Origin of the sequence: Desulfosporosinus hippei DSM 8344, from assembly GCF_900100785.1 — a bacterium.
Classification (GTDB): Bacteria; Bacillota; Desulfitobacteriia; order Desulfitobacteriales; family Desulfitobacteriaceae; genus Desulfosporosinus; species Desulfosporosinus hippei.
This window is the reverse complement of record NZ_FNCP01000015.1, coordinates 1-13099: the sequence shown is the minus strand read 5'-3', so window position 1 is coordinate 13099 and position 13099 is coordinate 1. Positions and strand designations below refer to the sequence as shown.

Below are 13099 nucleotides of genomic sequence, written 5' to 3'. Positions count from 1 at the left end.
TTTGTATTTTGAATACACTCAAATGAAAAGAGAATTTCCCTCCCTTCCATTAAGTTTTACACAAGGTCTGAGGGGCCTTATGAGGATCCTGCTTCCCAAGCATCGTATTAATCTTTAAATAATGTAACCGGAAAACCAATAATTCTTTGTTTCATATTGTGAAACTCAGTTTCATTTTCCCTTAACACCATTATCTATCTTATTTACTGATTAGTCAACCGATTATTTGCTGATTTTTCGAAAATATATTTTTCACAGCTTAACCGTCTCTACCGGTACCGGCCCGGCAATTCCAATAAATACAAAGCGATCTGTACCAGTATTTCTCATACCATGTGTTTGGCCAGCCTTAGCTAAGATTGCCATTCCCTTTTTGATTTCGATTTCTTGAGGCAAACCCATACATCATCGGCATTAGGGTGTTGATGAAGAAACACTTCTTGACCCGGCTCTAAGCACCACATAGCACCTAACGTTTTATCCGATTGATAAACCAGTACTTTTTGGGGGGCATTGGGGTCGAATTGGGCTAAATCTTTAAGATTAAACACCCTGTTTTCCATATTTCCTCCTCCATTACCGTTCAATTGTTCAATATGAGAATATTCAGTCATCATTTTGTTTACGTTATTTGCGTTCTCCTTAATAAAGGATAACTCAAATAAGAATAACAAATCTGTCATTGTAGCTAGGATGAAAATATACCCTTCGAAGCTTTGTCTAGTATGTCCTTCTTCTCGGTTTCAATTCACTCTCAAAGTTCAGTTTCCTTGTCACAGCGGCCTTGGAGGCCCTGCCCTAGTAGTAATGTACACTAGGGCAGGGTCCAAACGTCAACCAATAAGTCTTCTTGTTTATAGATCGAAATTCCTGGATACCTATAAACTACTCATAACTTTATAGGTCAATGATCTTCCCTGGGTTAAAGCGATTGGTAGGATCAAAGCTTCTCTTAATCTTTCTAAAAGCTTCCATGGCAGCGGGTGTAAACTCCTTATCAAGATACTTCTTCTTGACGAGTCCGATTCCGTGCTCACCACTTATAGTACCTTCCAGATCAAGGGCCATCATACAGAGCGCCTGTTCAGCTTTATGAACGGTTTCAGTTTCCTCTTTATTCCGTTGATCGAAAAGAATTAGGGGATGAAGATTTCCGTCACCGGCATGGGCCACAACTCCGATGGTCACGCCAAAATCTTTGGCTACTTTAAGGACTCCCCCAATGGCTTTGGGGAAATTGCTCCTCGGAACGGTAATATCGTTAACACCATAGGATGGCCTAACGCGAGCCACAGATCCGAAAGCACTGCGCCTTGAAGTCCATATTTGATCCACTTCAACTGCTGTTTGCGCAACTTTAAATTCTTTGGCAATTTTGCTGGCGATTTCCCCAATCGTCTTGACTTGTTCGTCCATATCTTCCGGATAGCCATCAACCTCAATAATGAGAACCGCGCCAGCATCACGGGGAAGTCCGGCATGGGTAAAGTCCTCAGTGGTATTGATCAGCAAATTATCCATCAATTCCAGGGTTGTCGGAATAATACCGGCAGCAACAATGTCGGCAACAGTTTGCGAAGCATCCTCAACTTTGTCGTAAAGAGCCAGCATGGTTTTCTTGGCTCTGGGTATCGGTAAGATACGGACGAAAACCTTAGTGACCAAACCTAGGATTCCTTCCGAGCCAACAATGATGCGAGTCAAATCATAACCCGGCTCACTTTGGAAATTACGCCCCCCGGTTTGAATGACTTTGCCATTGGGGAGAACGACTTCCAGACCCAACATATAATCCCGGGTAACCCCGTATTTAAAACATTTTGGCCCACCGGAGCATTCACCTAGGTTCCCTCCTATTGTCGAGGCCTTAAAGGAGGAAGGATCGGGAGGGAAATAGAAATTTTGCTTGGCAAGTTCAACTTGAAGGTCAAAATTGATCACTCCCGGCTCAACGACTGCAACAAAGTTTTCAGTATCTATTTCATGGATTTTAGTCATTTTAGTAAAACTAATCACAATAGCTTCTTGAGAAGGAATTGTTCCACCGCTCTCATTCGTGCCGGCACCCCGGGGAACAAGTTTAATATCATGTTCGTTCATCAATTTGACGATTTCCACAACTTGATCCGTTGTTGTAGGCGAAACCACTCCTAAGGCTTCACCGGATAATAACGTGCCGTCATAGCCATAGGTCAACAGGCCAACTTTGTCCGTAACCACGTTCTTCTCCCCAACAATTTCCTTCAACCGCTTAACAACCGTTTGGCTTAACATATTCAGACCTCCTTCTTCTTAAGCCTCTAGACTTACCCCGGGACTGAGAATCCCTTTGGGGTCAAATTGCTGACGCAGTTCATTGAGCAAACTTGTGGTTTGCTTCCACATTTCCGCATCATTATATACTTCAGCTTTGAGCTTATGACCCAAGAGGCCCTTCACGTTCCCGCCCAGGGACATGGCCAATTTATTCACTTTCGTGGCAAGAGCAAGTTTTTCCGTTCCCTCGGGCAGAGCTAAACCAACATATCCAAGAAGTCCTTCGACAATTATGCCAGGATAAGCTCCCAGATCCCCTGTAAGAGCTTCGAGCTGAGCCAAGGCTTGAGGCATTTTCATCGGGCCAACCACGAACTCCACGGTTCGCTCCGGTTTTGCATTAAGTTCAGCGCGAACTTTAAGCCAGCCATTAATCACTTCATCATACTCAACCGCATCCTCAATGATCTTTACATCAAAGCCTCCAGCCAAGGTAAGAACTGAGGCAACTTCATTAGCGATGTTTTTGCCCGACTCTTTAAATCCTTGCAAGTCAATGATCACAAGCTGTCCTTCTGTTCCGGGTTTGGCAATTTTGGCAAAGGATGCATTAATGAGATTCATCCGGGTGGGATGCACGTTCCGTTTAATCAGGGTATTAAAAGTTGCATTCGCCTTATGCAGGGATGCAAAGGTGCCAATCACTGCTTTTTTAGCTTCCGGTTGAGGTAAGAGCTTCACCAGAAGTTTGGTAAAGATTCCAAAGGTTCCTTGACTTCCGACAGCAAAGTGGATGAAATCCAAACCGGAAACGTTCTTAATACATTTATTTCCGATCTCCAAGATTTCCCCTGTGGGGAGAACCATTTCAAATCCCAAAAGGAAGGTCCGAGTCGGGCCATATTCAAAGGATTTAGAATCAGAATCTCCGATTGAGAAGCAACCTCCAACCGAACTGGTTTCAACTTCATAGGGCTCCGGCGGAAAGTTTAATCCGGTTTCCGCAACTTTAAGAATAAAATCTTTATGAAGAAGTCCCGGCTCGACGATGGCTACAAGGTTCAGTTTATCCATTTCCACAATTTGGTTCATTCGGGACATAACCATGGCGATTCCACCCGTAATCCCCTGGGTATTAACGACTGCCCCTCCTACCGCTAACTTCACATTCTGCTCATTAGCCAGTTTGACGATACTCGAAACTTCTGAAGTCTTCCCTGGTAAGACGACAACTGCAGGCTTACCTGGACCTTTTAGATATTTAGCCATTTCTGAAGAGGAATCGATGACATTGGCCTCACCGACAATCTCCTTTAACTTACTGATATTGACGTTACTCATGACTACCCGCCCTTCCACTCATTTACTAGAACTTGCGGTCAGCATGTTCCGCAAAGGGAATTTTTCGATTTTCGGTCAGACCATGATCAGATGTAATGGTCAGACCATATATATAAGTAGCTTTTCTGGGGTTCAATTAGTCTTCGTAAGCTTTAGCCATTAAATCGGCAACATGCATAACCTTTTGTTTTTGGCCAGCTTTGTTTATGCCGCCTTGAAGTCTCAACATGCAAGCCGGGCAACTTGTAGCCACCAAATCTGCATTGGTATCCTTGATGTTTTGTGTCTTCTGATCTGTGATATCTGTTGATACCTCATGGAAGAAGGCTTGCACTAAGCCGGCTGCCCCGCAACAACGGTTGGCTTCAAACATTTCCTTATACTCAACCCGAGGAATCATTTGCAGCAATTGCCGTGGCTGCTTGGTTACCTTAAGCCCCCGAACCATATGGCAAGGGTCATGATAGGTGACTGTTAGAGGACTTGAATTATGAAGTTCGCTCTGATTGACACCAATTTTATCCATATATTCTGAAAACTCAACCACTTTTTCACAAAATAATTTGACTTTCGGTAGATAGGAGGGCTCATCGGCGAAGAGCTTCAGATAATCATGTTTAAGCATTGAAGCACAGGACGCGCAGGCGGAGAGAACAACTTCGGCATCGCTATACTTATCTAAAAAAGTATTAATAGTTTGGCGGGCATTACTTTTCGCTGTTTCGAAGTCACCATAGCAATATTGCGGAAGACCGCAGCACACTTGGTCCTTGGGAATAATAACTTCACAGTCATTTTTAGTTAACACTTTAACAACAGAATGGGCGGTTTGGTCTAAGGAGTAATTGAGAAAACATCCCACATAAAATCCGACTTTATGCTTCGGATTTTGCACCTTAATCCTCTCCGGAACCTGCTCCAAAAATTGTTTTTTGGCAGTAGGGAAGTTTCGAATATCAATACCCCGAAAATAATCCATTCCATCAAGTTTATTGAGGACACTTTTGCCCACTCCTCCGAAAAGACGGAATCCCATACCTAATCTCTTCGGACTTGCCAGAGTTTTTAAAGCAAAAGACTTGGCGAAAGGTGTAATTCCTTTTCTGAGTTTGAGATCTCGTCGCGCGGCCATAACCAGTTCATTACCATGTACACCGTTTGGACAAGTGACTGCACATTCTCCGCACAACAGACAGCTCATGATAGCATCTTCATACTCTTGATTAGGTTCTAATTTTCCATCGGCGACGGCTTTGATGAGCTGGATTCTTCCGCGTGCCACCATTGTCTCTAACCCAGTCAGCTTATAGGTCTTGCAAGCTGTGTGGCAGCCACCACATTTGTTACACGTGTTGAGCATTTCATATACGTCTGCCAAAACTCCCACTGATCTTCCCCCTTTGTTTAAGCGTTTTTACCCATGGCCTCCAGCCCCATCCCTTCGGAAAGAGATTGATTATTTGCCTTAAGCTTGTGAGTAAGTTCACCAAGACCTGAAGTAATTATAACCTATTGACTTGATACTTTGAATGTTGCCCCCCCTTTTCTGCTAACTTTCGATAGCGTTTCACTAATTGAAACAATGTTTCGAAAACTTATGGTTATATTATTGCTCTATCTGAGTAAATCGTCAATAGGAAACTTTCAAACAATTTAAGTTATTTGTGAATTATGACGGATTCTGAATTTTAACAAAAAATCGGTCATGACTTTTGGAAGAAGTCGAATCCTAACTTAGCTGATATAAGTTGTCCGGAGGATTTCAATTCCTCCCCAATCCACTCAATCCCTTTTTCATTAATCCTGCTGGCAGGTCCAGATACACTAATTGCGCCGATCGCCCGCCCTGAATAATCAAAGATTGGTGTCCCTAAGCAGATTATACCGATTTCATTTTCTTCCTTCTCAATCGATATTTTGCTTTCTCGGATAGTTCTTAAGCCTACTAACAAGGTCTCTGGATCAGTAATTGTATTAGGTGTATACCTAGTCATACCTTTAAGCTCCAGAATATGACGTACTTCCTCTTCAGGCATGGTGGAAAGCAACGCCTTCCCAACTGCTGTACAATGCATGGGAGCTCTTCGCCCTACCTTAGAATGCATACTTACAACTTGAGAAGTCTCTGCCCGATCGATATAAACAATTTCTCCATCATCGGGAAGAACCAAATGAACGACTTCATCTAACACTTTTACTAAGTCACCCAGAACAGGGGCAGCTACTTTACGGATTTCTAAATCGTTAAAGAATCGTATTCCTAATTCAATAATTTTAATACCTAATTGATATCGCTCACTGTCTTTTTTCCTCTCGACATAACCCCTATGACATAAGGTTTGCAAAATTCGATGAACTGTACTCTTATGCAAACTAATGCGGGTTCCAATTTCTGTGACTCCTAAAGGCTCTTCTGCGTGAGCTAATACTTCTAGAACATCTAGTGATCGCTCAAGTGTTTGCACATATTTCTCTGCCATGGGTAGGCCTCCATTTCATTATCACTAATTACCAATAATAGATAAAAAATTGGTTTCAGTATATAAAACTATGTTTTACTCTCTAGGCTAGTATGAACTTTTTATTGACTTTAGTCAATACCCTAAATTTTCAAATTTAAGCAAAAACTCTTATGGTTAATCATATATTCAGATTTTTATTTTACTCTTATCTTATACCCATAAACAGTCTCAATTAAATCAGGATGTTGTTTAAATCTTGTTAGTCTTTGGTTTCACTTTTCCACATTTCATTTCTATAACATCAAAGCGAAAGCGGTCTGTTTCCACTTTACTTCGATAGTGGAAACAGACCGCTTTTAATAGAAATAACACTTTGAATTTTTGGGGTCAATTTTTCACACGGGCCCCCCAAGCAACCTAATTAGGCCATCTCCAGCTTCACCTTGCTGCCAACCCCGCCGGCCTCAGCAGGGGTAAGAACCAACCGGCGCGAAAGGCGGTTCTTCAACTCCGGTACATGGCTGATTATACCGATGTTTAGACTCTGCAAGTGAAGTTTCTCTAAAATATTCATAACTGTTTCCAGAAGATCGGCATCCAGAGTTCCGAAGCCTTCGTCAAGGAAGAAGAATTCCAACGGTGATTCACCGCGAAGCTGAATTTGGGTAGATAGAGCCAAGGCTAGGGCAAGAGCTGTGAGGAAAGTCTCCCCGCCGGATAGACTGCTTACAGGCCTGCGCACTCCTCCATTAGCATCATCACGCATGATAAATCCTCCCTCAGAATCAACTTCCAAGGCATAACGTTGGTTGGTTAACTGCCTTAACCGCTCCGAGGCATCTATGGAAACATTGGTTAATTGTTCTTGAGCAATGAACTCCACAAAGGCATTCCCTTTGAAAACACCCTGCAAGTTTTTCAGTAAATTATGACGATGAGCTAGAGTTTTACGCTGACGTTCTAGGTTCATCCATTCCTCATGGGTAACTTTCAGCTTCTCCAACCTTTGCAGATTGGCACCTCGTCTCTCAATTGCTTCAGTATAAGCCTGTTCAAGTGCTTTGACGCGAATAGGCCAAGCAAGCCACTCTTCCGGAAGTAGAATTCGTTCCTTAAGTGATTCTTCCACATCTATTCGTTTTTGCTTATTGAGCAGAACATTTTGACGATAGGCAGTGATGGCTTGCTCCATATTCTGCCGTTCGGAATCCGGACATAAAGCATTTTTTGCCTCTTCCAGGGACCTGAATTGTGCTGTCCGGAGGCCTTGGTCAAGTCTGTCCTGGGCGGTCTTTAATCCTTCACGAGATAATTCCAAGGTTTTAAGGCTAACTGCCTGAGTCTGTTCTGCTTGAGTCCAGATTTCTTTAGCCTTTTCAGATAGTTTTCTAAGGGCTTCTTCTGATTCTGTTACATGAGATAATTCTTGTTTAACTTGATCAAGGAGATCAGCGGCATTCTTGCCACCAGTTAGATCATCACACTTCTTCTGGAGCTCCGCCAAATTCCGGGCCGCCTCAATGCCAATAGTTGTTAAATTCTGAAGTTCCAACTCACAATTAATTTTTTCCTGATCAAACTGCTCCTGAACCTCATCAGCTTTTCTCAGCTCTTCCTCAAGACCAGCCATTGTTTTACTTAAAGTACCCAGCATCTGATCCCAATTTAAGTACTGATTTTGCAACCGGGAAATTTCGCTTATAGCAATCTCCCCGCGCAAATTGTCCAAAATCTCTTTCCGCTTTACCTGTTCTTCAGACACTTTGATTAAGCGATTCTGAATGTCTTGGCTTACTCCTTCTAAAGATGCAATCTGGGCATTTATATTATTTTGCTTTTTCTCTCTTTCAACCATTTGGCTCTGAGCATCATCCAACTTTCGGCCCCACTGCTCTTGATCTGCTTTCCACTGGCTAAAAGCCTTGCGATGAGCCGCTAGAATTAATTCTTGTTCAGCTAATTGTAGTTTAAGATCTTGGATGGTTTTTAAGCCATCAGCCTCCGTCAATTCCCCTCGATAGGCAGCCAAGGAGTGCTGCTTTTCCGCTACAAGATTAACCTGATTCTGCTCTACACCCTTATTCGAGGATAAGCGGGCCTTGGTTACCGCAAGTTCGGTCGCCCATTTCTGGCTTTTCTCCTCTAAGGCCTGAAGATCATTTGCAGCTTTTTCAAGGGCAATTCTCGCCTTGTCCAACCTCTCGTCAACCAACTCTTTGGCAGGCTGGGGATGGTGAGTTGAACCACAAACCGGACACATCTCTCCTCCTACCAGATTCTTAGCCAGTCTGCTTGCCAGGTTTTCTTGTTCAAATGTCTGAACTTCAACTCTTCTTAATTCTACATACTCCTTGGCATTCTGAAGGGCTTGAGAGATCTGTCGCTGCTCCTGTTCCTTAGCAACAACTTCATCTTCTATTTTTCGGATATCTTCTCTGATGATTTGCAGCCGCTCCAGTTCGACAGCTTCTTCCCTCTCACTCCGTTCAATATTGACAATTATATGCCGATCACGTTCTAAGCGTTGAGCCTGTTCACTTAGGATCTCCTCACGGAATGGCGGGTCTTGAAGCAAGCGATTCAGTACCTCTTTAAGCTGCTCAACTGTTTTCTGGGCGGCAAGCACTTCTCTCCGAGAGTCATTCAATTCAAATTGACGTTCTTTCATTTCTAAGAGGTTTTTGTCTAAATCTTTTTGAAGATCTTCGGCTTGCTTAAAAACTATATCATAGCTTTCCAGGGCTTGAGCAGATCCATTAACTCTCCTCCGCTGCTGGGGATCTACCGTAAGTCGATTAATCTCTTCTTTGTTATCTTTTAATTGTTTTTGCAGGACTGTTTTTCTATCATTTACGGCTCTGATTTTATTTTCTAAATCCTTACGAATTCGTTCATGTTTACTATAGTCAAGACGGGTTTGATTCAACCTTCCTTGCCTGGTTTGGATATCAATTTCTAGGCCTTTAGCTTGTTCCAGCTGCTCAAGCCTGCGCAGGCAGAGGGGCTCTGTAGCTTGACGTTTTTGGCTTGACTCCAACCACATACTTTCTGCCTTTTCCTTATCAAGCCTGGCTGCCTTAAGTTTTGTCGCCGAATCTTCAGCTTGACCACGAGCCTCTTGAAATCGGGCCTCTGAGAATACTATCTCTTCCAACAGTGAACGGATTGATTCCGCACGTTCTGCCAGACTTAAGCGCTCAGCATAGTTGTCAATGATTGCTTGTTCCGCCAAAAGCCGAGTCTCTGTATCCTTTAGCTGGTGTAATTGTTCTTGCAGCCTCCAGACTTCCTTAGCTTCATCATATTGTTGTTTTAAAATTCTTAAGTCTTCTGTTATACTCTTAGCCTTTGACTCAGAGCTTTCTAAATCTTTTTCGGCTTCGATAACTCGTTCTGACGAAGCGTCTCCTAACCCCTGTTGGCGTTGTTCTACACCATTCAAATTGTATTTTGTACTTTCCAGTTGTTCCGAAAGTCGGGCGGATAATTCCCTGCCATAAGCTTCAAGGGAAAACAGTCGTTCTAACATTGATCTCCGATCTTTTGGTTTAATGGTGAGAAACTCGGCAAATTTCCCTTGGGGAAGAACAACAGCTCGAGTAAAATCCTCAACATTAAGGCCCAATACACCCTCAATCATTTTCGTCATTTCATCAGCCTTAGAGGCTAACACAGTTTCAACATCATCGCTTAGTTCCACAAGCCGGCAGGTTGAGGCCTTAACCGTACGATCTCCGGATCGTTTATAGGCCCGCTCAGCACGATAAACCTTTCGTTGATCCCCAAGGGCTAAGGAAAAACTATATTCTACCGTGAGCAGGTTTTCGGCGTGGTTAAGTATCCCTTGGGTATTATTAGCAGCTCGTTCTACAGTACCATAGAGAGCCAGAGTAATTGCATCCAGAATCGTCGATTTTCCACTGCCGGTTGCGCCGAAAATTCCAAACACACCGGTTTCACATAGTTTGGAAAAGTCGATCTCTTGTACTTCCCTAAAGCTATTTAGGCCAGCTATCCTTAGTTTAATGGGTCTCATGCAGACTCGGCCTCCTTATCGACCACAATTTGCTGCTCTGATAATGAAGTTGTCTCATTGTTATCCAGGTTAATCAATGACAAAAACATAGCAACAAGTTCTTGCTCCGGTTCCGCTCCACCCATACGATCTTGATAGAACTTGCGAAAAAGCTCGTCGATAGGCAACTTCGAACGGGCCTCGGCAGCGATCTTCTCTGTCTCCGGAAAAACAGGACGGATATTAATAAGTCGTTCTCTTTGCCGGCGCAGATTATGTATATCTTGAGCTTGCAGCGCGTTTGGCACGAAGACTTCTAAATCAATCCAAGCGTTGAGATCCTTGCCTTCGTCGATCCATTGCTGTACCTGAGCAAGCCCTTCTTTAGCCCGCCATTTGACCAAAGGGTATCCCGAACGCAGGAAGATCTCCTGAGTTGTTACCTCTTGACCGGGATAGGCTTCGATTAAAACCACAGATTTGGCATAGCCGGTTTCAGAGAAGCTATAAGCCAGCGGCGAACCCGAGTAACGAGTTGGAATAGGGGCACCTTTGACAGACTGGGCACGGTGCAAGTGCCCAAGCGCAACATATTGGGCCCCCACCGGCAAAGCATTTACTTCAACTGTAGGGGCACTGCCCAGTTGAATTGGCCGCTCTGATTCGGATTCTACTCCCCCCCGCGCAAAAAGATGACTTATCCCCAGATTAACCGCATCCGGACGAAAATGCTGAGCAAAGGTGGTGAATAGTTGTTGAACACGCTTAGAGTATTCTTCCCGCAGGATTTTTTCATCTAAACTTTCACTTAAGACCTCATTGAGCCGGGATTCCGAAGGATAGGGCAGCATAGCCACAATAGTTGGCGGGCAATTAGGAATAGCTAACTCCATCCAGCCTTGACCTGCCGCAGCTCTTCTAACAATTGAACCCTCTCCTGGGTTCAGTTGGGTAAACATCCTGGGGCTGGGCAAAAGCACCTCTTTCGGAAGACCATATAAGGTTATTCCCTGTCGCACAGCTAAAGGGCTGGCTGCACAAAGTCGTTCAGGGTTATCGTGATTTCCTGCGATTGCAACTATCCCACGCCTCCCTCCGGCAGACAATCGATTCAATGCTTCGTAAAAAAGTTCTTCCGCTGCAGCTGGGGGGTTAACAGTATCAAAAATATCTCCGGCAATCAGAATAAGATCCACGGCATTGTCCTCAACGATACCGGATAATTCATCAATAAAGGCGACTTGCTCATCAAACCGGCTACGCCCTTCGAGGGTACGCCCCAAGTGCCAATCTGATGTATGTAAAATCCTCATGGGTTTCTTACCCCTTTCACACTTTTCTCTAATGTTCTCATTATAGAGCATGTCCCAGACAAAAACTTGTGGGCATTATTGGAATCAGTACTGAGCATAATATAATGGACAATAAACGAAAGAAGGGTCTTAAAATGAGTGATTGGTTAATACCGTACCTTGTTTTTAATGGCAACTGCGAAGAAGCCGTCAACTTCTATCAAGCAGCTTTAGGGGGAGAAACTCAAATCTTGCATTTTGCTGACGCTCCACCAAATCCAGCATTTCCAATCCCCGAGCAGGTCAAGAATCTCGTTATGCATGCCGAACTAAGAAAAGATGGTCATGTCATACGTTTCTCAGATACCTTTCCCGGCAACCCTTATAATACGGGGAATAATATTTCTTTCTCCTTGGAGTTTGATAGCAAAGAAGCAACAAAGAGCGTTTTCGAAGTATTGTCTGAGGACGGCACTATAGAAATGGAGTTGCAGGAAACCTTCTTTAGTCCCTTATACGGAAAGTTTACCGATAAATATGGAGTACAGTGGCAAGTTTCCTGCATGGTAAAGTAATGACCCTTCATAAAAACTAAGCGCCTCTAAGATATAGTATATCCTGTGCAGCAGATCATTGGAATCACAGAGTTGATGAGGATTACTACTATCAGCAGGGTCTTCTGTTTAATCTGATGAGAAAAACCAGCAGGAGATCCTGTTGGACAATGCCGCACTTGCTATGGGCGATGCGCCCCATCCCGATCCCCTACAAATTCCGCTCAGTGAAAACAGAATAAATTAACACAAAGGAAAAGGGGCTGCACCTGTTGCTACCCCTTTTCCTTTGTGTTATAAAAAAGTTAGCCGAAGTGGCGGGGACATAGAGGAGGGATTAATAACCAAATGACAGTTCAAGCTGATTGGAAAAGACTACTCGACGAGGAAATCAAAAAGGATTACTATATTCAGCTCCTTGAATGGGTAAAAAGCGAATATCGCCATAAGCAAATTTTTCCGAAGAAGGACGATGTATTTAATGCGTTAGTATATACCTCTTATGAAAATACTAAGACAGTCATTTTAGGACAAGACCCCTATCCTAATATCGGCCAAGGGATGGGGCTTAGTTTTTCCGTCAATGTTGGAGTACCCTTTCCAAAATCACTTCAGAATATTTTTAAGGAACTCCAATCCGACCTGGGCTGCCAAATCCCTCAGCATGGCAGTCTGAAAAAATGGGCAGACCAAGGGGTATTACTGCTTAATACTTCACTTACTGTTGAAGCAGGCAAACCAAATTCCCATCAAAACAAAGGTTGGGAAATTTTTACCGACCGAATTATTTCCTTGGTCAATGAGAAATCTGATCCTGTGGTCTTTATCTTATGGGGTAATAATGCTCGGTCTAAAAAGAACCTTATTACTAATTCCCAGCATTTGATCATCGAATCAGCACACCCCAGCCCCTTATCTGCCAGTAGAGGTTTTTTTGGCAGCAAACCCTTTTCACGCACCAATAACTTCTTGATTTCAAAGAATAGAGTGCCGATTGACTGGCAAATCGATTAATTCACCACGGCAGTTCAGACTTTTAATTATTTCTAGAACCTTCGATAAATTGATATACTCCCCTCAAGGCCAATGTCATTAAGTTAAGCTCATGAGAAACCCCAGCGGTAGAAAAGTGATACCGCTGGGGTTGTCGCATACACGGAATAACATAGAAAAACACGG

At 43.4% G+C, this 13099-nt stretch carries 8 protein-coding genes and 1 pseudogene; 2 read left to right on the top strand and 7 right to left on the bottom strand.

Annotated features, from left to right (window positions below):
* Positions 1 to 252: 252 nt before the first annotated feature.
* From BLS16_RS13320 to BLS16_RS13290, 7 genes and pseudogenes are all read right to left on the bottom strand, one after another.
* A pseudogene (locus BLS16_RS13320) lies at positions 253 to 563 on the bottom strand (cupin domain-containing protein).
* 334 nt (positions 564 to 897) lie between these two features.
* Positions 898 to 2274 (bottom strand): FAD-binding oxidoreductase, encoded by a 1377-nt coding sequence (locus BLS16_RS13315; RefSeq protein WP_092333995.1) that lies wholly within the window; start codon positions 2272 to 2274, stop codon positions 898 to 900.
* A gap of 18 nt (positions 2275 to 2292) precedes the next feature.
* Positions 2293 to 3597 (bottom strand): FAD-binding oxidoreductase, encoded by a 1305-nt coding sequence (locus BLS16_RS13310; protein ID WP_092333993.1) that lies wholly within the window; start codon positions 3595 to 3597, stop codon positions 2293 to 2295.
* A gap of 136 nt (positions 3598 to 3733) precedes the next feature.
* Positions 3734 to 4984: a (Fe-S)-binding protein gene (locus tag BLS16_RS13305; RefSeq protein ID WP_092333991.1), complete on the bottom strand. Its 1251-nt coding sequence runs from the start codon at positions 4982 to 4984 to the stop codon at positions 3734 to 3736.
* 316 nt (positions 4985 to 5300) lie between these two features.
* Complete coding sequence (locus tag BLS16_RS13300) at positions 5301 to 6077, bottom strand: IclR family transcriptional regulator (protein WP_092333989.1); 777 nt, start codon at positions 6075 to 6077, stop codon at positions 5301 to 5303.
* A 403-nt stretch (positions 6078 to 6480) separates the two neighbouring features.
* Positions 6481 to 10095, bottom strand: a complete 3615-nt coding sequence (locus tag BLS16_RS13295; RefSeq protein ID WP_092333987.1) for an AAA family ATPase — start codon at positions 10093 to 10095, stop codon at positions 6481 to 6483.
* Entirely contained in the window at positions 10092 to 11387 is a 1296-nt protein-coding gene (locus BLS16_RS13290) for a metallophosphoesterase family protein (RefSeq protein ID WP_092333985.1), read from the bottom strand. The genes BLS16_RS13295 and BLS16_RS13290 overlap by 4 nt, the downstream gene beginning before the upstream one ends.
* Positions 11388 to 11521: 134 nt before the next feature.
* On the opposite strand from BLS16_RS13290, the gene BLS16_RS13285 reads away from it, so the two are divergent.
* Together BLS16_RS13285 and BLS16_RS13280 are read left to right on the top strand one after the other, a co-directional pair.
* Complete coding sequence (locus BLS16_RS13285; protein ID WP_092333983.1) at positions 11522 to 11941, top strand: VOC family protein; 420 nt, start codon at positions 11522 to 11524, stop codon at positions 11939 to 11941.
* 327 nt (positions 11942 to 12268) lie between these two features.
* Positions 12269 to 12934 (top strand): uracil-DNA glycosylase, encoded by a 666-nt coding sequence (locus BLS16_RS13280; RefSeq protein ID WP_092333981.1) that lies wholly within the window; start codon positions 12269 to 12271, stop codon positions 12932 to 12934.
* Positions 12935 to 13099: the final 165 nt, after the last annotated feature.

Coding starts and splice junctions, on each gene's coding strand:
- BLS16_RS13315 (WP_092333995.1), bottom strand. CDS start 2,274: ATGTTAAGCCAAACGGTTGTTAAGCGGTTGAAGGAAATTGTTGGGGAG.
- BLS16_RS13310 (WP_092333993.1), bottom strand. CDS start 3,597: ATGAGTAACGTCAATATCAGTAAGTTAAAGGAGATTGTCGGTGAGGCC.
- BLS16_RS13295 (WP_092333987.1), bottom strand. CDS start 10,095: ATGAGACCCATTAAACTAAGGATAGCTGGCCTAAATAGCTTTAGGGAA.
- BLS16_RS13290 (WP_092333985.1), bottom strand. CDS start 11,387: ATGAGGATTTTACATACATCAGATTGGCACTTGGGGCGTACCCTCGAA.
- BLS16_RS13285 (WP_092333983.1), top strand. CDS start 11,522: ATGAGTGATTGGTTAATACCGTACCTTGTTTTTAATGGCAACTGCGAA.
- BLS16_RS13280 (WP_092333981.1), top strand. CDS start 12,269: ATGACAGTTCAAGCTGATTGGAAAAGACTACTCGACGAGGAAATCAAA.
- BLS16_RS13300 (WP_092333989.1), bottom strand. CDS start 6,077: ATGGCAGAGAAATATGTGCAAACACTTGAGCGATCACTAGATGTTCTA.